This window comes from Streptomyces sp. NPDC047000 (genome assembly GCF_040644295.1).
In the GTDB taxonomy this organism is placed as follows: Bacteria; Actinomycetota; Actinomycetes; order Streptomycetales; family Streptomycetaceae; genus Streptomyces.
Genome location: NZ_JBEYWE010000001.1, coordinates 342333 through 361444 on the forward strand (window position 1 = coordinate 342333; position 19112 = coordinate 361444).

Genomic DNA, 19112 nt, shown 5'->3' on the forward strand with positions numbered 1-19112 from the left:
GTCACGGGCAGCGGCCGGCTGCCGTCCGGCGCTCCTGGCACACCTGCCCCCCGGACGGGCCGAGCGGCGCATTTTCGGGATGCCCCGTTTCCAACTGCCCCTGGCGGTGGACAATCAGGGGCATGAGCCAGCAGGGGGGAACGCCCGACCGCCAGCGCGACGACTGGTGGGGGCAGCTGTACGACGACTCCGCCCCGGACACGGGCCCCGCGCCCGGTCCGGACTCCGTCGACGACCGCTTCGCCTCGGCGAAGAACACCCTCACCGGCTCGGGACCACCACCGGCCCGCCAGGAGCCCCCGCTCCCGGCGCCCGCCGATCCGCCGCCCGCCGATCCGCCGCCCCGCCGGGCACCCGGTCCCGGCCCTGGGCGGCACCGGGCGCCCTGGGAGGCGCCGCCCGCCGAGCCGCCGGGCCCGGTGACGTTCCCCACCGCGCCGCGACCACCGGCCGTGCCACCGACCGCACCACCGCCCGCATCACCGGCACCGCAGACCGCCACCCGCCTCGACATCCCCTCACCTCCTGGAACCATGCCGGCGCAGATGCCCCAGCCCGTCCCGTCCACCGGCCTGCCCGACCACGTCGGCTCCGGACCGCCCACCTACGCCGCCGACCCCACCGCGCTGCCCGCCGCCGATCCCGACAGGCTCGGTGAGCTGGTCGCCGACACCGTGCTGGACGGTGCCCGGTACGGGACCTGCACCCTGCGCGCCGTCTCGATGCGCGGCGACTCGGCACGGTTCCGGGGCGAGCCGCGCCGCGACGCGCTGCTCACCGCCCGCTTCGGCAGCGGCGACCAGGCACTGGTGCTGGTCGCCATGGCCACCGGCGCGCGCGCCACCCCGCACGCCCACCGCGCGGCGGCCGAGGCGTGCCGGTGGATCGGTCAGGCCGTCGGCCGCAGCCACGTCCGTCTGTCCGAGGACATCCGGGCGGCCCGGCGCGGCGACCTCAAGTCGGGGCTCCAGCGCCTCACCGACCGCAGCCTCGGCAAGCTGCGCGCCGGCGCCGCCGAGCAGGGCGCCGACCCGGAGGCGTACACGGCCGGCCTGCGCTGTCTGCTGCTCCCCGCCGACCCGGACTGCCGGGTGAGGGTGTTCTTCGGCGTCGGCGCGGGCGGCCTGTTCCGGCTGCGCGACGGCGAGTGGCAGGACATCGAACCGCGCGCCGGCGACGCCGCGGGCGCCGCGGTCGTCGGCTTCGGCTCGCGGCCCGCCGAGACTCCCGAGGGCGACCGGCTCACCATGGACCTGGGCATCCCGGTGCCGCCGAGCCCGTACGAGCCCGCCCCCGAACCGCCCCGTGAGCCGTTCCGCTTCCGGGCGTCGGTAGCCCGGCCGGGTGATGTGCTGCTGATGTGTTCCGGAGGTCTCGCCGATCCGCTGCGCAGTGAGCCGGAACTGTCCGCGCACCTCACCGCGCGGTGGTCACCGGCGGTGCCGTCCGCTCCGGCGGCGTTCCTCGCGGACACCGGCGTACGGGTCAAGGGCTTCGCGGACGACCGTACGGCGGCCGCTGTTTGGGAGGCGTGAGACGGGTCACTGTGGATGGATGGACCCAGAGAACCGGAAGGGGTGCATGGATCCATGGCCAAGCAGAACGTCGCCGAACAGTTCGTCGACATCCTCGCCCGCGCGGGAGTACGGCGTATCTACGGTGTGGTGGGCGACAGCCTCAACCCCGTCGTGGACGCCGTCCGCCGCAACTCCGCCGTCGACTGGGTCCACGTACGCCACGAGGAGACCGCCGCGTTCGCCGCGGGCGCCGAGGCCCAGATCACCGGCACCCTGGCGGCCTGCGCGGGCTCCTGCGGTCCCGGCAACCTGCATCTCATCAACGGCCTCTACGACGCGCACCGTTCCACGGCTCCCGTGCTCGCGCTCGCCTCGCACATCCCGGCCAGCGAGATCGGCCTCGGCTTCTTCCAGGAGACCCACCCCGACCAGCTGTTCCGCGAGTGCAGCCACTACAGCGAGCTGGTCTCCACGCCGAAGCAGATGCCGCGGCTGCTGCACACCGCCATCCAGAACGCCGTCGGGCGCGGCGGCGTCAGCGTCGTCTCGCTGCCCGGCGACATCGCCGCCGAGCCCGCGCCGGAGAAGTCCGCCGGGACCGCCCTCGTCACCTCCCGGCCCACCGTGCGGCCCGGCGACGCCGAGATCGAGCGGCTGGTCGCGATGATCGACGAGGCCGACAAGGTCACCCTGTTCTGCGGCGCCGGGACGGCCGGCGCGCACGCCGAGGTGATGGAGCTCGCCGGGAAGATCAAGTCGCCGGTGGGGCACGCACTGCGCGGCAAGGAATGGATCCAGTACGACAATCCGTACGACGTCGGCATGAGCGGACTGCTCGGCTACGGCGCCGCCTACGAGGCCACCCACGAGTGCGACCTGCTGATCCTGCTCGGCACCGACTTCCCGTACAACGCCTTCCTGCCGGACGACGTGAAGATCGCCCAGGTGGACGTGCGGCCCGAACACCTGGGCCGCCGCTCACGGCTCGACCTCGCGGTGTGGGGCGACGTACGCGAGACGCTGCGCTGCCTCACCCCGCGGGTGCGGGACAAGGGCAACCGGCGCTTCCTCGACAAGATGCTCAAGAAACACGCCGACGCCCTGGAGGGCGTGGTGAAGGCGTACACGCGCAAGGTCGAGAAGCACGTGCCCGTTCATCCCGAGTACGTGGCGTCGGTGCTCGACGAACTCGCCGACGACGACGCCGTGTTCACGGTCGACACCGGGATGTGCAATGTCTGGGCGGCCCGGTACATCACACCCAACGGCCGCCGCAGGGTCATCGGTTCGTTCTCCCACGGCTCGATGGCGAACGCGCTGCCGATGGCGATCGGCGCCCAGTTCACCGACCGGCGTCGCCAGGTGGTGGCGATGTCGGGGGACGGCGGATTCGCCATGCTGATGGGCGACTTCCTCACCCTCGTCCAGCACGACCTCCCGGTGAAGGTCGTCCTGTTCAACAACTCCGCGCTCGGCATGGTGGAACTGGAGATGCTGGTCGCCGGACTGCCCTCCTACGGCACCGCCAACGCCAACCCCGACTTCGCCGCCGTCGCCCGCGCCTGCGGCGCCCACGGGATACGGGTCGAGAAGCCCAGGCAGCTCGCGGGCGCCCTCAAGGACGCCTTCCGGCACAAGGGCCCGGCCCTCGTCGACATCGTCACCGACCCCAACGCCCTGTCCATCCCGCCGAAGATCAGCGCCGAGATGGTCACCGGTTTCGCCCTGTCCGCCTCCAAGATCGTGCTGGACGGCGGCGTCGGCCGCATGCTCCAGATGGCCCGTTCGAACCTCCGCAACGTGCCCCGGCCGTAGCCCCCTGTCCGGTCCTCCGCCGGTCCGCGGCGGGCGCGGACCGACGGATTCCGGCCCGCCCCGCGGAGAGAGGACCGGCGGATTCCGGCCAGATTCACACGCCGCGTGAGGACTGCCGTACCGCCCGGCCGCGACGGTCACGGCTCCCGCCCCGGGAGCCGCGGACGGTGCCCGACGAGAGGCGGCGGGGCCACGGCTGCCCTGGGCGGGAGATCCGCGGACGGGGCCGTACGGCCCTCCCGCACCACCCGGGCGCCCCGGAACCGGCCGCCGCCCCGGACGGCCCCGCACGGCCGGAACGGGGCGCCGTTCCCGCCTTGTGGGACGGACCGCGCATGGCCGAACACCGGTCGTCAACTGCCGTACATGACTGGCCCGTTCCGCGTCCGGGAATGGATCCCGTGAAGGTGTTCGATCAGGAGGGGTACCGGCAACAGCGTGCGGGCGGGGGTCATGGAGAGGCAAGCACGAGGGGGCGGTCCTGTGACGATCGGGGCTTCCCCGGTCACGTCGGTGGCCGCGTCAGTGGAGGAAGAGCCGGGCGCCGGCACGGAGCGGGCGCCCGCACCGCAACTCAGACGCAGACTCGGCAGGGCGGACCTGCGGGCCGTCTCCGAATCACGCAGGGCACTGCGGGAACTGCTCTGCGAGTGGGGGAGCCCCGGACATCCCGGCACGGCGGACACCCCGGACGGCCCGGACAGCCCGCATCAGCCGGACGGCGGCACGGGCGCCTCACGGGACACGGCCGGCACGGACGGCACGGGTGGTACGGGAGCCTCGACGGCTCCGGAGGACTCGGGCGGTCCGCGACGCGCCTCCGGTGTCTCCGAGGTGTCGGACGTCGCCGAGCTGCTCACCAGCGAACTCGTCACCAACGCGCTCATCCACACCGACCACGACGCGGTACTGACCGCCACCGTCGGGCCCGGCGGACTCCGGGTGGAGGTGAGGGACTTCGTGTCCCGCAGGCCGAGGCTGTGCGTGTCGGACCCCGACGAGGGCACACACGGCCGGGGCCTGCTTCTGGTGCAGTCCCTCGCGGACGCCTGGGGCGTACGCGCCCACGGGGTCGGCAAGTCGGTGTGGTTCGAACTCGACGTCGCGTGAGGCGGTGACCCGGACAGGTCCGGAGGGACGGACCGGATACGGCGCGGGGCGGATACGGCGCTGACCGGATACGGCACGGGGCGGGGGCGCGACCTGTGCCAGGCCGCGCCCCCGCCCCGAATCGTGCCCGCGGGCGGTCACCTTCCGACCGTCGCGGCTTGCCGTCCTGTCAGCCGAACTGCTGCTCCAGGTCCTTCAGCTTGCGCTCCAGCGAGTCGAGCCGCGGGAGAGCCATTGTGTCGTCCTCCGCGGTGAGATCGACCTTGGCGGAGTCGGAACCCTGCCGCACGGGCTGCAGCGAGGGACGGGCGCGCACGGGCAGCTCGGCCGCTATGGCAGGCTCCGCGGAGACACGCTCGGCGCTCGCACGCTCCAGAGCGGCGGGCTCCGCCTGATGACCCGGGCCCCGGCCGATGAAGCCGCGGTGCCCCCGGCTGAGCGCCTTGAGCTGGGCACGCTCGACGCGCTGCTGCTCGCGACGGCGCATCCGGGTGTCCTCCTTCTGACGGCGGTCGTCGCGCACCTCCTCGACGGCCTCGTCCAGGCTGCGCACGCCCTCGAGCAGCATCAGCGACCAGGCGCTGTACGTCTCGCGCGGGGCCCGCAGCCAGCGGACCATACGGATCTGCGGGAGCGGGCGCGGCACCAGACCCTGCTCACGCAGCGCGGCGCGACGGGTCTGCTTCAGCGCGCGGTCGAACAGCACCGCGGCGGACAGGGACATGCCGGCGAAGAACTGCGGAGCGCCCGCGTGGGAGACGCCGCGGGGCGCGTGCACCCAGTTGAACCAGGCCGAGGCGGCCGCGAAGGTCCACACGAGGATGCGCGAGCCGAGCGCCGCGTCACCGTGGCTGGCCTCGCGCACCGCGAGCACGGAGCAGAACATCGCCGCACCGTCGAGGCCGAACGGCACCAGGTACTCCCAGCCGTCGGTCAGGCCGAGGTTCTCCTGGCCGAAGCCGACCAGGCCGTGGAACGAAAGCGCCGCGGCGACCGCGGCGCAGCAGAACAGGAGTACGTAGGACGCCGTCGCGTAGAGGGCCTCCTTGCGCCTGCGGCGCTCCTCGCTGCGCTCCCAGGAGTCCTCGGCCTTCGCGTGCTCCCCGGACCGCTTGCTGCGCGTGAGCACCGCCACCGCCGCCAGCACACCCAGGAGCAGCACGGCGCCCGGAAGCAGCCAGTTCAGCGATATGTCGGTCAGTCTCATCTGGGGTCCCTTGCATTGGGATAGGGCGTATCGCCCGCCATAGTGGACCACTCCGCCGAGCCCTCAGGGGGTTTCGGGGCAAGAGGCCGCCAAGGAAGTGCAAGGGGATGCCAAGGGCGGCGTTCTGCCCGAACTGCCATTTGAGGGGCGGGAGTTGAGTTCGAGTAAGACTACCCGTACGGCTGGTTCCACGGAAAGTTACCGTGAAAAGTGAGGAACTTGTGAATCGCCTGTCACCGTACGTGAGGTCTCCTCGTCGGCGATCTTACGGGAGGGGTGTGACGCGTGGTACTGAGGAAAGCTCAAGCCGCCGCAATCGTTATGGGTTTGACGTTTCGGACGGCGCCACAGGTGCGCGGACAGGTCGCGCAGGCGTCCGCGGGGCGCACGGTGTAGAACATGCAGCAACTCGCGCGGGTGCCGGACCCGGTGACCTCCGGGAGCAGAAGTGCCAGCTCACGTGGGGTGCGCCGCTCGGTATCCGTGCCGAGCAACGGGGCGACGTGGCGCAGTCCTTCGGTGATCTCGTCGGTCACCATGCCCCACAGGGCGCGCCCGCGCCGCCGCATCCGCGGCCCGAACGCGGCGAGCAGCGGCTCCAGATGCTCCGTGACGGCCGCCCGTACCTCGGCGCGCAGCGCCTCCTCACCGGCGACCGTCCGGGCCCCGGGCAGTGCCGCCGCCGGATCGTCCGGCAGGCAGGCGAAGGAGACGGGACGTACGGCCATCCGGCCGGCCGTGCGGTCGTACGACACCGCTGTCACGGGCAGCCGCGGCACCCGGCGCTCCAGCAGCCAGGGGACGGTGAACAGCAGACAGGCGGGCCAGGCGTAGCGGTGCAGGGCGAAGCTCGCGACCACGTCCGGGCGGGCCCTGGTGCCGTAGTCCCGCAGTACCTGCTCGTCGTCCCAGGCGAGGAAGGCGTCCAGTGCCGCCCCGCCCGCGGCGAGCGAGGCCGCCGTGACCCAGCCGCCGCCCTGCGGGAGCCGTTCGCCGGGGCCCGGCTCCGTCACGACGAGACCCGGGAACGCCGCGGTGAGCCGGGTGTACGCGGAGGTGAGGGGTGATGACGGGCGCGACGTGACGACGGGCATGCCGGGACCACCGATTCGGGATCGAGTGCAGGTAAGGCTCACCTTACCTAAGGCGGCCTGGATTTGAACTGTCGGCTTCTGCCCCTAAGGTGCTTGACGGACAAGTAACAACCCGTCGTAATGACCCCAAGACGACCCCAGTCCCGACGAACCCGGAGGAGGCCCCCGTGACGCAGAGCGCACAGGGCTCGGCACAGACGGGGGCGGAATCCCTGCGGGAAGCGGAGCGGGGGGAGAGCGCGGAGGCGGAAGCGGGGACGGAGGCCGGGACGGTCCCCGCGACGGAACCGGGGCACCGGTCACGGCCGGCACCGGGCCCTCACCCGATACCGGATTCCCGTCCGGTCCTTGGGCTCCGGTCGGCGCCGGATTCCCGGTCGGTTCCTGAGCCGCGTCCGGCGCGGGATTCCCGTCCGGTCCTTGAGTCCCGCCCGGCGCGGGATTCCCGGTCGGTCCTTGAGCCCCGATCGGTTCCGGAGCCCCGGTCGGCTCCTGCGTCCCGGGCGGTTCCGGACCTCGGTCCGGGCGCCCGGTACGGCCGCCTCCAGGTCCCGGTCCAGCCGACGGCCGCCGACAGGGACCGCGTCCATGGGGCCGGCACCCGCCCCGGGCGGGGCGCGGCGCAGGACCCCGCACCACGGTCCGCGCAGGCCGAAGCGCGAGGAGCCGCGCGGCCGTTCACCCCGGCGGAGGCGCCCGCCCGGAATCCGGCACGGACGACGTCCGCCCCCCGGCAGACGTCCGCGCTCCCGGCCGGCACCCGGGGCGAGCACACCCACAGTGAGCCCCCCGCGCCCTCGGCCCGTCCCGTAGTCCAGCGGTCCTCCGTGCGCGGGCAGATCCTCGACGCGCTGCGCACCGCGCTGGCCGCGGGGAACCTGACGCCCGGCGAGGTGTACTCGGCGCCCGTGCTCGGGGAGCGCTTCGGCGTCTCCGCGACACCCGTCCGCGAGGCCATGCAGCAACTCGCCCTGGAAGGAGCTGTGGAGGTCGTACCGAACCGCGGCTTCCGGGTCGTACGGCGTGGTGCCCGGGAGATCGCCGAACTCGCCGAGATCCGGGCGCTGATCGAGGTCCCCGTCCTGCTGCGGCTGGCCCGCACCGTACCCGCCGAGCGCTGGGCGGAACTGCGGCCCGCCGCCGAGGAGACGGTCCGCGCCGCGACCGCCGGCTGTCCCGCCGCGTACGGCGAGTCCGACCGCGCCTTCCACCGCGCCGTCCTCGGCCTCTCCGGCAACGAGCAGCTCGTCCGCCTCGCCGAGGACCTGCACCGCCGGGCGCAGTGGCCCCTCACCAACGCCCCGTCCGGGCACCCCCGTACCGACCTGCTGGCCGACGCGACGGCACACACGGCCCTGCTGGACGCCCTGATCGCCCGCGACCTGGACGCCGTACGGCACGTCCTCGGCGAGCACTTCACGGCCACCGCCTGACCACGGGACACCGCGCCGCCCGCCGGGGTACGGGAAAACCCGTGGGGGCGGTCCGTTCGGCCGGACCGTCCCCACGGGCCGTGGAGACGTGCAGAAATTCAGAAGTTCAGCGGCTCACAGGTCGCGGGCCGCAGGCACAGCCGCGCACGGAGGCAAAGAGACGCGGAGGCGAAGAGGCGCAAGAGCCCGGCGGGAACCGGGTCACTCGTCCCCGTCGCCCTTGCCGCCGGTCGCCGTCTTGGAGTAGCCGTCGTGCCACGCGGCCTTCGCGCCGGAGTCGCCGATGCGGTACACGTCGACGACGGCGCCGGCGGCCACCACCACGGAGAGCACGGCCGCGGCTATCCGGATGACCGACCCGGTGCGGCCGGACGCCTGGGCACCGCCCTGCGCGCCGCTCTCCGCGGCGGCGGTCCGGCGCGTCGTCCACCACACGACGGCGGCCAGCACGAACAGGCCCAGCGCCCACGGGAGCATCCCGTCACCCAGTTCGGCGTGGCGGCGGACCAGGGGGTCGCTGTCGACATGCCGCTCGAGCCACTCGCCCGCCTCGGTGGCCAGCGGCACGCTGCCCAGGGTCACCAGGGCCATGACAGGAAGAACCACGCCGATACGCCGTGCGGCCACCGGCCAGACCGCGGACACCACCAGGGCCAGCGCGGTCAGCGGAACGAGGACGACGACGAAGTGGACAAGCAGGACATGCGCGGGCAGTCCGTTGATGAGGCTCATGCGAGGGGACTCCTCAGGGGGGTTGGGGCCGTCAGCCTGCCACAGGAACTTCTCAGCTTCCTCTGAGCCCCCGCTAAGCCTCGCCAGACCCACGCGTTTCAGGACACGGCGCGGCGTCGTCCCCGGTCGGACAGGCTACCGGGTGCCTCTCCGCTCCCTTCCACCGCCCTCAGGCGGTAGCCGCCCCGGGCCCCGTCTCCGGCTCCGGCGGCGGCAGTTGCCGGGACAGCCACGTCGGTACGCCGCCCAGCAGCCGGCACAGCCGCCAGGCCTCCTCGCGCAGCCGGGACGCCTCCGGCTCGGTCTCGGCGTCGGCCAGCGAGGCCAGCGCCGGTGCCGTACCGACGAGGTAGCCCAGCTCCTCGCGGATCCGCAGGGACTCGGCGAAGCCGTGCCGGGCCTCGGCCAGGTCGCCGTCCCGCAGGGCGAGCCCGGCGAGATGACGCCAGGTGGAGGACAGCAGCAGCCGGTCGGGATGCGCGGCGGCACCGGAGTGGGCCCGCAGATAGGCGGCCCTGGCGGCCTGCGGGGAGTGCGAGAGGTTCTCCGCGAGCAGCCCGCGCCGGAAGTCCAGCAGGGCCCGCCCGGCGGCCCCCGGCGGGATCAGCGCCGCCGCCCGGCCCAGTGCGGCCCGCGCCTCGTCGGCCCGGTCGCGGACCTGGTGCACGGTGGCGGCGTAGGCGAGCTGACCGCGCTCACAGGCGGCCGCCCCGCGTTCCTCGTCGCCCTGCGCCAGCGCCTCCGCCGTACGCAGCGCGTCCTCGGCCTCCTCCCAGCCCGCCTCGGTGTACAGACACCGCTCGACGAACAGAGAGGCCCGCTGGAGGGCACCGCCCGCCGTGTCCCCGGTGATCAGTGCCGCCGCGTCGGCCCAGCAGGCGCGTGAGCGCAGCCGCCACACCGCGGTCTGGAGAGGATCGTCATCCGGAGTCGCCGTTCCGTTTCCAGACATGGCGGAATACGCCACATTGCCCTCCCCGAGCACACCGAGCACATCGTTGAGCCTTGAGTGTTGGCGGCATTCCAGCATCATTCCGCGCGCCGGGCCAAGGGGGTGGGTGAAAGTTTTCACAAAGTGGTGGGGCGCGCCGCGGGGCAGGGGGAGCGCGAGCAGCCGCCGCCACGCGCCCCGCCGGCCTCGGCACATGCGCTAACTCATGCGCAGCGCGAGGAAGAAATCCACCTTGTCCTCGAGGCGCGAGAGATCGCGACCCGTCAACTGCTCGATTCGCCCGACCCGGTACCGCAGCGTGTTGACGTGCAGATGCAGCCGGGTCGCGCAGCGCGTCCACGAGCCGTCGCAGTCCAGGAACGCCTCCAGCGTCGGGATCAGCTCGGCGCGGTGGCGGCGGTCGTAGTCCCGCAGCGGGTCCAGCAGCCGGGCGGTGAAGGCACGCCGTACGTCGTCCGGGACGAACGGCAGCAGCAGGACGTGCGAGGCCAGCTCCTGGTGCCCCGCCGCGCACACCCGACCGGGCCGCGCGGCGGCCACCCGGCGGGCGTGCCGGGCCTCCTCCAGCGCCCCGCGCAGCCCCTCCGCGGAGTGCACGGTCGCGCTCACCCCGAGCGTGAGCCGCCCGTCGTCGTCGAGGCCCGCCGACAGCGGGTCCCGTACGGTCTCCAGCAGTGTGTCGGCGACGGTCCCGGTCTCGGAGCCGTCGTGCTCGCCCGCCACCGCGGGCAGCGGTACGAGCGCCACGGCCTCGTCGTCCGTGCACGCGACGGCGATACGGCCGGAGGGCTCGGGACCGCTGCTGCGCGGATCGACGAGGATCTCCTCCAGCAGCGCCTGGGCGGCCGGGCCGCCCTCGACCTCGCCGCCCGCCCACTCCACCCGGGCCACGACCACCTGCCAGTGCGGGGCGGTACCGAGCCCGGGCAGCAGCACCGGCGCGGCGACGCGCAGCCGCGCCGCGATCTCGGTCGGCGCGGCGCCCGTCCGCAGCAGCTCCAGCACCTCCTGGGCGAGCCGCCGCCGTACCGTGCGCGCGGCGTCCGTGCGGTCGCGTTCGACGGCGATGAGCTGGGTGACGCCGTACAGCAGGTCCAGCCGCTCGGCGGGCCAGTCCCCGGCGTCCGCGTCCACGGCCAGCAGCCAGTCCGACAGCAGGGTCTCCCGTACGTCCCGGGGCTCCCGCGGGCCACGGCCGCCACCGGGGTGGCCGCCCCGCACGGGAAAGAGGCTGTACGTCGTGTGGCCCAGCGCCACCCGGTGCGGCCCGCGCCGCCCCGCCCGGGTGGCGGCCAGATGCTCGGCGGCCAGCGTGGCGCACACCTCGGCGGGCAGTCCCGGCGCGGCGGCCTTCGGGCCCGCGATCAGCCGTCCGGTGGGGGAGAGCACCCAGGCGCGCAGATCGAGGTCGGAGCCGAGCAGATCGAGGACCACGTCGGGGCCGCCGCCCGCGGGCCCGGCGGTCATCATCCTCCGGTGCCGGTCGACGACGGCCGCGAGATCCCCGGCCCGCTCGCCGCTGACCTGCCGTACGACATGCTCGGTGATCGTCGCGAACGCCACCGACTCGTGCACCGCGAACAGCGGCAGCCGGTGGCGGGCACAGGCCAGCACCAGATCCTCGGGCACGTCCCCCAGCTCGGCCTCGCCGGCCGCCAGCGCGGTCACCCCGGCCTGCACCAGGATCTGCACGAACCGCTCGGAGTCCGCCGCGTCCCGCCGCCAGGCCAGGCCGGAGAGGACCAGCTCACCGCCGGAGAGGTAGCGGCTGGGGTCGCGCAGATCGGTGGTCATCACACCCCGTACGGCGCGGTCCAGCTCCCCCTCGCCACCGAGCAGCCGCAGGCCCAGCGCATCGGTCTCCAGCAGTGCGCGCAGCCGCATCTCTCGTCGCCGCCGTTCTGTGTCGCTGTCTCTCGGGAACCACGGTGAGCCGCGGTCCCGGGCCGCCGGACCGCCCCTGCTGTTTCCACGGGGAACCAACGAGGTTTCCGACACCCACCGTTCATACGAATCTACAAGATTACCCCTTTGGCCAGCCAACTCCTTCATACGTTCCGCGACTGACCCCCCACCCCCACCCCCCTGTCTACTGAACCCACCCCCGACTCCCTCAGGGGCGCGGGGAACTGCGCGCCAAGCCCCCACAGACCCGCACCCGCCCCACGCACCCCGGCCCCACCGCAAACTCCGCCGGCTCCAACCCCCTCAGGGGCGCGGGGAACTGCGCGACCAGCCCCCACACACCCGCACAGCGCCCCACGCACCCCGGCCCCACCGCAAACTCCGCCGGCTCCAACCCCCTCAGGGGCGCGGGGAACTGCGCGACCAGCCCCCACGCACCCGCACCCGCACAGCACCCCCGCGCAGCGCACCGCACCGTCTCCGACCAGCCAGAGAAGAGAGCCAGGCCATGGACTTCCTACGCCCCGCCACCTGGCCGGAGGCCCTCGCGGTGAAGGCCCAGCACCCCACCGCCACCCCCCTCGCCGGCGGCACCGACCTCATGGTCGAGATCAACTTCGACCACCGCCGCCCCACCCACCTCCTCGACCTCACCCGCATCCCGGACCTCTACGAGTGGGAGACCGGCGAGACCGAGGTCCGCCTCGGCGCCTCCGTCCCGTACACCCGCATCCTGGAAGGCCTCCGCACCGAACTCCCCGCCCTGGCCCTCGCCGCGCACACCGTCGCCTCCCCCCAGATCCGCAACCGCGGCGGCGTGGGAGGCAACCTCGGCACCGCCTCCCCGGCCGGCGACGCCCACCCCGCGCTGCTCGCGGCGGGCGCGGTCGTCGAGGCGGAGTCGGTGCGCGGCACCCGCCTGATCCCCATCGACGACTTCTACACCGGCGTGAAGCGCAACGCGCTCGCCCCCGACGAACTGATCCGCGCCGTACGCGTCAGGAAGGCGGACGGCCCGCAGCAGTACGCCAAGGTCGGCACCCGCAACGCCATGGTGATCGCGGTCTGCTCCCTCGGTCTCGCCCTGCACCCCGCCACCCGGACCGTGCGTACCGGCATCGGCTCGGCGGCCCCCACACCGGTCCGCGCGAAGGCCGCCGAGGACTTCCTGAACGCGGCGCTCGACGAGGGCGGCCACTGGGACAACGGCAGGACCGTCCCCTCGTCCGCCGCCCGGCGGTTCGCGCAGCTCTGCGCCGCCGCCTGCAACCCGATCGACGACGTCCGCGGCACCGCCGCCTACCGCCGCCACGCCGTGGGCGTCCTGGCCCGCAGAACCCTCACCTGGGCCTGGGACGCGTACCGCGCCACCGGCCTCGCCCGGGAAGGAGCCGCGTGATGCGTGTGCACCTCACCGTCAACGGACGCCCGCAGCAGGCGGACGACGTCTGGGAGGGCGAGTCCCTGCTGTACGTCCTGCGTGAACGCCTCGGCCTTCCCGGCTCGAAGAACGCCTGCGAGCAGGGAGAATGCGGTTCCTGCACGGTCCGCCTGGACGGTGTGCCGGTGTGCGCCTGCCTGGTGGCGGCGGGCCAGGCGGAGGGCCGGGAGGTCGTCACCGTGGAGGGCCTGGCCCGGTACGCCGAACAGCGCACGGACCCGCACGCCGAACAGCGCACGGCGCGGGACGGCGCGGGCACCTCTCTCGACGAGGCCCGCCGGTGGGTGCCGCAGGGCACCGGCTCCCGGACCGGCGAGGGCATCGCGCTCGCCCCGGTCCAGCAGGCGTTCATCGACGCGGGCGCCGTCCAGTGCGGCTTCTGCACGCCCGGCCTGCTGGTCGCCGCCGACGACCTGCTGGAACACCACCCCGACCCCTCCGACGCCGACATCAGGGAGGCACTGTCGGGCAACCTGTGCCGCTGCACGGGCTACGAGAAGATCATGGACGCGGTCCGCCTGGCGGCCGTACGGCAGTCACGGGAGGCCTGACCGATGCCGGCCCCCGACCCCGCGACCCCGCTTCCCGGCCCCCCGAACGGAACCCCGAACGGCGCCCCCGCACAACTCACCCAGCACACCGGCACCGGCACCGGTACCGGCACGAGCGGCGGCATCGGCGAGTCGACCCTCCGCCCCGACGGCACCCTCAAGGTCACCGGCGAGTTCGCCTACGCCTCGGACCTCTGGCACGAGGACATGCTGTGGGGCCAGATCCTGCGCTCCCCGGTGGCCCACGCCGAGATCGTGTCCGTCGACACCGGCGAGGCGCTGGCCACCCCCGGGGTGTACGCCGTCCTGACGTACGACGACCTGCCCGCCCCCGTACGCCACTTCGGCCTGGAACTCCAGGACACGCCGGTCCTGGCCCACGGCAGGGTCCGCCACCACGGCGAGCCGGTCGCGATCGTCGCCGCGGACCACCCGGAGACCGCCCGCCGGGCAGCCGCCCGCATCCGCGTCGAGTACCGCGAACTCCCGGTCGTCACCGACGAGACGACGGCGACCGCACCGGACGCCCCCGTCCTCCACGAGCACCGCACCGACCCCTACGCGGCCCACGTCCCCCACCCCAACGTCCTGCACCGCCAGCCGGTCGTCCGCGGCGACGCCGCACGGGCGGCGGCCCGCGCCGACGTGACCGTCCGGGGCGAGTACCACTTCGGCATGCAGGACCAGGCGTTCCTCGGCCCGGAATCCGGCCTCGCCGTGCCGGACGAGGACGGCGGGGTCCACCTCTACATCGCCACCCAGTGGCTGCACGCCGACCTGCGCCAGATCGCGCCCGTCCTGGGCCTGCCCGAGGACAAGGTGCGGATGACGCTGTCCGGCGTCGGCGGCGCGTTCGGCGGCCGGGAGGACCTGTCGATGCAGATCCACGCCTGTCTGCTCGCCCTGCGCACCGGCAGACCCGTCAAGATGGTCTACAACCGCTTCGAGTCCTTCTTCGGACACGTCCACCGCCACCCGGCCCGCCTCCACTACGAGCACGGTGCCACACGCGACGGCAGACTGACCCACGTCAGAGCCCGGATCGTCCTGGACGGCGGCGCGTACGCGTCGTCCTCCGCGGCGGTCGTGGGCAACGCGGCCTCGCTCGGCGTCGGCCCGTACGCCGTGGACGACGTCGACGTCGAGGCCCTCGCCCTCTACACCAACAACCCGCCCTGCGGGGCGATGCGCGGCTTCGGCGCGGTCCAGGCGTGCTTCGCCTACGAGGCGCAGATGGACAAGCTCGCACACGAACTGGGCATGGACCCGGTCGAGTTCAGACAGCGCAACGCCATGGAGCAGGGCACCCTCATGCCGACCGGCCAGCGCGTCGACTCCCCGGCCCCGGTCGCCGAACTCCTCCGCCGCGTCAAGGCGTTGCCGCTGCCCCCGGAACGCCAGTGGGAGAGCAGCGAGGGCGTCGACGTACGGCAGCTGCCCGGCGGCCTCTCCAACACCACGCACGGCGAAGGCGTGGTGCGCGGTGTCGGCTACGCGGTCGGCATCAAGAACGTCGGCTTCTCCGAGGGCTTCGACGACTACTCGACGGCCAGGGTGCGCATGGAGGCGGTGGCGGGCGAACCGGTCGTCACCGTGCACACCGCGATGGCGGAGGTCGGTCAGGGCGGCATCACCGTGCACGCGCAGATCGCCCGCACGGAACTGGGCGTCGCCCACGTCACCATCCGCCCCGCCGACACCCAGGTGGGCAGCGCCGGTTCGACCTCCGCCTCACGGCAGACGTACGTCACCGGCGGCGCCGTGAAGCACGCCTGCGAGCTGGTACGGGAGAAGGTCCTGGAACGGGGACGCCGCAAGTTCGCCACCCACCACCCGGCCTGGACGGGAGCCGAACTCCGCCTGGAGGGCGGCAAGGTGGTCACCGACGCCGGCGAGGTCCTCGCGGACCTGGCGGACGTACTGGAGGACGAGACCGTCGAGTGCGAGACGGAATGGCGTCACCGTCCGACCCGCCCCTTCGACCCGCGCACCGGCCAGGGCGACGGACACGTCCAGTACAGCTTCGCCGCGCACCGTGCCGTCGTGGAGGTCGACACCGAACTGGGCCTCGTGAAGGTGATCGAGCTGGCCTGCGCCCAGGACGTCGGCAAGGCCCTGAACCCCCTCTCCGTCGAGGGCCAGATCCAGGGCGGCACGGCACAGGGCCTGGGCATCGCGGTGATGGAGGAGATCCTGGTGGACCCGAGGACGGCGAAGGTACGCAACCCGTCCTTCACGGACTACCTGATCCCCACCATCCTCGACACCCCCACGATCCCGGTCGACACCCTCGAACTGGCCGACCAGCACGCGCCCTACGGGCTGCGCGGCATCGGCGAGGCCCCCACCCTGTCCTCGACCCCGGCGGTCCTGGCGGCGATCCGCGACGCCACGGGCCTGGACCTGAACCGGGTACCGGTCCGCCCGGAACACCTGACGCACCCCACCCGACCCACCGCGGACCACACCTGACCCACCTCGGAGGGCGCGTCTCACGCCCGCCGCAGCAGCCGGTTGACCGCCCGTCCGAACACCGACCGCGCCGCCGCCAGCACCACGGGATCGAAGGCACCCGGCAGGAACCGCACCCCCAGCTCCTCGCGCCAGATCACCCGTGACCGGCCCCCGGGTCCCTCACACACCTCGATCTCGGCCCAACCCCGCACCACCCGGCCCCGCTTGACCAGCCGCACGAACCCGGGCCCGCCGTCCTCGGGCGGCCGCCACACGGTCACCTCCATACGGTCGTCGAAGGCCAGCGGACCGATCCCGGAACGGGCCACGAAGACGGTACCCACCCGCGTCGGAGGCGGAGTGACCACGGTGACCCGGGTCAGCGGCACGACATCCCCGTGCCGGGACCACTCGGTGAGCCGGCGCCAGGCCTCGTCGAGCGGCAACGGCGCCGTACGCTCAAGAAGAAGGACGACCACACGACGATCTTAGGCACCCGGCCCGGCGCACTCACAGGTTCGCCTCCGCCTCACCCGGACGGACCATCCCTCAGGCCGGGGGACCGGGTATGCCGGACAGTAGACACGCACGCCGGCCGCAGGCACACCGGCGGTACCGCGTCGCCCGGCCCTACGATCCCGCAGGGCCGGGTACTTCGCCCGGCCACGGAGGAGGTTGGTGACCATGCCACTGAAGTCGTACGGCGTCCTGATAGCCAAGGCGGTCGGTGTCCACCGCGAGGGCAACGCCCAGACCCCGCACTACCAGATCCACCTCGTCGACGACGCGGGCACGGAGTACCGGGCCGCGGTCAACGTCAAGTCCCAGGAATCCCCTTCGGAACTCCTCTACTTCGTCGCGGACGACTTCCGCCACCCGGTCACCGCCCGCGTGGCGGACCTGCCGAAGGGCTGGAACAGCCTGCCGCCCGGCCCCGGGGGAGCGAACCTCGACTTCGTACGCGGCAACCTCTTCGACCCGGCCGCGATGCGCCCGCTGCCGCCGGACGTGGCGGGCCCCGACAACGACCTGGCCGATCTCCTCGACCACTACGTACAGCGCGCGATCACCGACGACTCGGCCCGCCTGTACGTCTTCGGCGAGCGGTGGGGGCCCGAACCGGGGGTGAAGGACAAGATCTTCGGCTTCCTGCCCGGCAACGGCGTCCACGACGTGCACATGAACCAGGGCAACAGCCCCGATTTCGCGAAGGACGACGGAACCTGGCAGGACGGCGGACTACTCGTCCACTTCCCCGGCCAGAACCGGTGGGTCGGTGTCTTCCTGGCCTTCCAGAGCCAGAAATGGCACACCGACGACACCACGGGCCACACCGTCCCCGAGGCGGACGGCACCCGCCCCGGCCCCGGTACGCAGCCGGTGCGCATCGCCGCGGCCCTGCTCAACCCGCGCGGCCCGGCCCCCGCGCGGCAGACCGTCACCCTGATCAACGCCTCACCGGAACCGGTCGACCTCACCGGCTGGCACATCACCGACCACGACGGCACCGCCACCCCGGTCCCGCCCGGCCCCCTGGCCCCCGGCACCACCCGCCTCTTCCCCCTGACGGACGGCACCCGCCCGCCCGGCCAGGGAGGCGGGATCACCCTCCTCGACGCGCACGGCCTGAAAGCCCACGGCGTCTCCTACACCACCGACCAGACCTCCCGCGTCGGCTGGACGACGGTCTTCTGACAGCCGTACCCCCAAAGGCCGGGGGTACCGCCCGTCCGCCGCCGCAGCGCCTCGGCGCCTGGCGGCACCCGTGCCGGTTCAGCCCGGCCAGGTGCCCGTCAGGCGGCGGGTGGCGGTCGCGCCGCCCCGGTCGACCAGGGCCTTCACCGTGGCGAAGATCGCGCCCTGGATCGCGGCGGCGACCACGATCTCACCCCACCCGCGGTCCTCGTCGGTCGCATCGGGAGCGTCGGCGTCGTGCCCGCCGATCTTCCACGCCTGCTTGAACAGCGCGTCGGCGATCATGCCGCTCACCGCACCGAGGGCCAGGCCGACCGGCTTGTAGACGATCTTCGATGTCTTCATGCCGTCACGCCCTCCGGCGCCGCAGCATCAGCCAGACCACGGCGACCGCACCCGTCGCACCGGCGGCGACCAGCACCGCCTTCCGGTTGTCCTGCGCCAGCCGTGCCCCCTGGGCCGCGCGGCCCCGCGTCCGGTGCGCGACATCGGTGGCCTTGTGCTGCACGGTTCCCGCGCCGGAGGCCGCCTGGTGCCTCAACGTCCCGCTCTTCGCGGCGGCCTGCCGCTTCATCGCGCCGGCCTTCGCCGCCGCCCGCTCCTTGACCTCGGTGACCTTCGCCCGTGTCCGGGCCTTCACATCGGCCTTGGCGGCGAGGGCCTCGACCGTCCGGCCCAGTTCCGAACGCGTCCGCTCGACCTGCTCGCGCAGTTCCTCGGGACTGGCGGCAGCCTGCTCGTCATGAGCCTGCTGCGCCTGCTGGGTCTTCTGGGCCTGCTGCTGGGCTTGCTCGGTCATCGGTGGGCACTCTCCCTGATCTCGGCCACGTCGGCCTTCACGTTCTCGATGGTCTGCTGGGGCGCCGGTCCCGCCGCCCGGCCGACCTGCCGTCTCCCGCCGAGGGCCAGGACGGCCGCGATCAGACCCAGCACCCCGGTCACGATCAGCCCCGCCGCCCACACCGGCAGTGCCACCGCGATCGCGGCGATGGCCGTGGCCACCAGGGCCTGCAACATCAGGAAGCCGACGACCCCGGCGCCGCCGAACATGCCGCCGCCCTTGCCGTAACGCTTGCCCTTCTCCTTCATCTCGGCCTGCGCGAGGCGCAGTTCACCGCGCACCAGCTCCGTGAGCTGCTGCGAGGCCCGCTGTACCAGCTCACCCACCGGTTCCTGGCCGGCACCGGCCGCGTGGTGACCGTCGGG

Annotated in this window: 15 protein-coding genes and 2 pseudogenes; 8 read left to right on the plus strand and 9 right to left on the minus strand. The window is 73.4% G+C overall.

Features of this window, described 5'->3' with window-relative positions:
* The first annotated feature begins 122 nt into the window (after positions 1-122).
* From ABZ862_RS01395 to ABZ862_RS01405, 3 genes and pseudogenes are all read left to right on the plus strand, one after another.
* The gene (locus ABZ862_RS01395; protein ID WP_360950318.1) at positions 123-1535 is read left to right on the plus strand and encodes a protein phosphatase 2C domain-containing protein; all 1413 of its coding nucleotides are present in this window, start codon (positions 123-125) and stop codon (positions 1533-1535) included.
* 54 nt (positions 1536-1589) lie between these two features.
* The gene (locus ABZ862_RS01400) at positions 1590-3332 is read left to right on the plus strand and encodes a pyruvate dehydrogenase (protein ID WP_360950321.1); all 1743 of its coding nucleotides are present in this window, start codon (positions 1590-1592) and stop codon (positions 3330-3332) included.
* Between the two features lie 837 nt (positions 3333-4169).
* A pseudogene (locus ABZ862_RS01405) lies at positions 4170-4442 on the plus strand (ATP-binding protein); the annotation flags it as partial.
* 169 nt (positions 4443-4611) lie between these two features.
* On the opposite strand, the gene ABZ862_RS01410 reads toward ABZ862_RS01405, so the two are convergent.
* Both ABZ862_RS01410 and ABZ862_RS01415 read right to left on the minus strand, forming a co-directional pair.
* Positions 4612-5649 carry a DUF2637 domain-containing protein gene (locus ABZ862_RS01410; RefSeq protein WP_360950324.1) on the minus strand — a complete coding sequence of 346 codons (1038 nt, stop codon included), beginning with the start codon at positions 5647-5649 and terminating at the stop codon, positions 4612-4614.
* A gap of 302 nt (positions 5650-5951) precedes the next feature.
* Positions 5952-6743, minus strand: a complete 792-nt coding sequence (locus tag ABZ862_RS01415; RefSeq protein ID WP_360950327.1) for a (2Fe-2S)-binding protein — start codon at positions 6741-6743, stop codon at positions 5952-5954.
* 761 nt (positions 6744-7504) lie between these two features.
* Between ABZ862_RS01415 and ABZ862_RS01420 the strand changes: the two are divergent.
* Positions 7505-8176: pseudogene (locus ABZ862_RS01420) on the plus strand (GntR family transcriptional regulator); the annotation flags it as partial.
* Between the two features lie 201 nt (positions 8177-8377).
* On the opposite strand, the gene ABZ862_RS01425 reads toward ABZ862_RS01420, so the two are convergent.
* The 3 genes from ABZ862_RS01425 to ABZ862_RS01435 all read right to left on the minus strand — a co-directional run bounded on the left by ABZ862_RS01425 (position 8378) and on the right by ABZ862_RS01435 (position 11744).
* Positions 8378-8908 (minus strand): DUF2231 domain-containing protein, encoded by a 531-nt coding sequence (locus tag ABZ862_RS01425; protein ID WP_360950330.1) that lies wholly within the window; start codon positions 8906-8908, stop codon positions 8378-8380.
* Between the two features lie 169 nt (positions 8909-9077).
* On the minus strand, positions 9078-9875 hold the full coding sequence (locus ABZ862_RS01430; RefSeq protein ID WP_360950333.1) for a hypothetical protein: 798 nt from the start codon (positions 9873-9875) through the stop codon (positions 9078-9080).
* 183 nt (positions 9876-10058) lie between these two features.
* On the minus strand, positions 10059-11744 hold the full coding sequence (locus ABZ862_RS01435) for a PucR family transcriptional regulator ligand-binding domain-containing protein (protein WP_360950336.1): 1686 nt from the start codon (positions 11742-11744) through the stop codon (positions 10059-10061).
* Between the two features lie 529 nt (positions 11745-12273).
* On the opposite strand from ABZ862_RS01435, the gene ABZ862_RS01440 reads away from it, so the two are divergent.
* The 3 genes from ABZ862_RS01440 to pucD are packed head-to-tail and all read left to right on the plus strand — an operon-like array spanning position 12274 to position 16229.
* Positions 12274-13164 (plus strand): xanthine dehydrogenase family protein subunit M, encoded by an 891-nt coding sequence (locus tag ABZ862_RS01440; protein ID WP_360950339.1) that lies wholly within the window; start codon positions 12274-12276, stop codon positions 13162-13164.
* Entirely contained in the window at positions 13164-13757 is a 594-nt protein-coding gene (locus ABZ862_RS01445) for a (2Fe-2S)-binding protein (RefSeq protein ID WP_360950342.1), read from the plus strand. The genes ABZ862_RS01440 and ABZ862_RS01445 overlap by 1 nt, the downstream gene beginning before the upstream one ends.
* Positions 13758-13760: 3 nt before the next feature.
* Positions 13761-16229, plus strand: a complete 2469-nt coding sequence (pucD, locus tag ABZ862_RS01450; protein ID WP_360950345.1) for a xanthine dehydrogenase subunit D — start codon at positions 13761-13763, stop codon at positions 16227-16229.
* 20 nt (positions 16230-16249) lie between these two features.
* Here pucD and ABZ862_RS01455 read toward each other — a convergent pair whose 3' ends face one another.
* Positions 16250-16690 (minus strand): SRPBCC family protein, encoded by a 441-nt coding sequence (locus ABZ862_RS01455; RefSeq protein WP_360950348.1) that lies wholly within the window; start codon positions 16688-16690, stop codon positions 16250-16252.
* Between the two features lie 205 nt (positions 16691-16895).
* Between ABZ862_RS01455 and ABZ862_RS01460 the strand changes: the two genes are divergently transcribed.
* Positions 16896-17906: a DUF2278 family protein gene (locus tag ABZ862_RS01460; RefSeq protein ID WP_360950351.1), complete on the plus strand. Its 1011-nt coding sequence runs from the start codon at positions 16896-16898 to the stop codon at positions 17904-17906.
* A 78-nt stretch (positions 17907-17984) separates the two neighbouring features.
* On the opposite strand, the gene ABZ862_RS01465 is transcribed toward ABZ862_RS01460, so the two are convergent.
* Genes ABZ862_RS01465 through ABZ862_RS01475 form a run of 3 tightly spaced genes read right to left on the minus strand, consistent with a single transcriptional unit; the run spans position 17985 to position 19073 of the window.
* The gene (locus ABZ862_RS01465) at positions 17985-18251 is read right to left on the minus strand and encodes a DUF4235 domain-containing protein (RefSeq protein ID WP_360950354.1); all 267 of its coding nucleotides are present in this window, start codon (positions 18249-18251) and stop codon (positions 17985-17987) included.
* A 4-nt stretch (positions 18252-18255) separates the two neighbouring features.
* Positions 18256-18705 carry a DUF3618 domain-containing protein gene (locus ABZ862_RS01470; protein WP_360950357.1) on the minus strand — a complete coding sequence of 150 codons (450 nt, stop codon included), beginning with the start codon at positions 18703-18705 and terminating at the stop codon, positions 18256-18258.
* Positions 18702-19073 carry a phage holin family protein gene (locus tag ABZ862_RS01475; protein ID WP_360951376.1) on the minus strand — a complete coding sequence of 124 codons (372 nt, stop codon included), beginning with the start codon at positions 19071-19073 and terminating at the stop codon, positions 18702-18704. Before ABZ862_RS01475 ends, ABZ862_RS01470 begins: the two co-directional genes overlap by 4 nt.
* Between the last annotated feature and the right edge of the window lie 39 nt (positions 19074-19112).

What these genes read in the sequence shown, in the direction of transcription:
- ABZ862_RS01395 (WP_360950318.1), top strand. Translation starts at nt 123, where the DNA reads ATGAGCCAGCAGGGGGGAACGCCCGACCGCCAGCGCGACGACTGGTGG.
- ABZ862_RS01400 (WP_360950321.1), top strand. Translation starts at nt 1,590, where the DNA reads ATGGCCAAGCAGAACGTCGCCGAACAGTTCGTCGACATCCTCGCCCGC.
- ABZ862_RS01410 (WP_360950324.1), bottom strand. Translation starts at nt 5,649, where the DNA reads ATGAGACTGACCGACATATCGCTGAACTGGCTGCTTCCGGGCGCCGTG.
- ABZ862_RS01415 (WP_360950327.1), bottom strand. Translation starts at nt 6,743, where the DNA reads ATGCCCGTCGTCACGTCGCGCCCGTCATCACCCCTCACCTCCGCGTAC.
- ABZ862_RS01425 (WP_360950330.1), bottom strand. Translation starts at nt 8,908, where the DNA reads ATGAGCCTCATCAACGGACTGCCCGCGCATGTCCTGCTTGTCCACTTC.
- ABZ862_RS01435 (WP_360950336.1), bottom strand. Translation starts at nt 11,744, where the DNA reads ATGCGGCTGCGCGCACTGCTGGAGACCGATGCGCTGGGCCTGCGGCTG.
- ABZ862_RS01440 (WP_360950339.1), top strand. Translation starts at nt 12,274, where the DNA reads ATGGACTTCCTACGCCCCGCCACCTGGCCGGAGGCCCTCGCGGTGAAG.
- ABZ862_RS01445 (WP_360950342.1), top strand. Translation starts at nt 13,164, where the DNA reads ATGCGTGTGCACCTCACCGTCAACGGACGCCCGCAGCAGGCGGACGAC.
- pucD (WP_360950345.1), top strand. Translation starts at nt 13,761, where the DNA reads ATGCCGGCCCCCGACCCCGCGACCCCGCTTCCCGGCCCCCCGAACGGA.
- ABZ862_RS01460 (WP_360950351.1), top strand. Translation starts at nt 16,896, where the DNA reads ATGCCACTGAAGTCGTACGGCGTCCTGATAGCCAAGGCGGTCGGTGTC.
- ABZ862_RS01465 (WP_360950354.1), bottom strand. Translation starts at nt 18,251, where the DNA reads ATGAAGACATCGAAGATCGTCTACAAGCCGGTCGGCCTGGCCCTCGGT.
- ABZ862_RS01470 (WP_360950357.1), bottom strand. Translation starts at nt 18,705, where the DNA reads ATGACCGAGCAAGCCCAGCAGCAGGCCCAGAAGACCCAGCAGGCGCAG.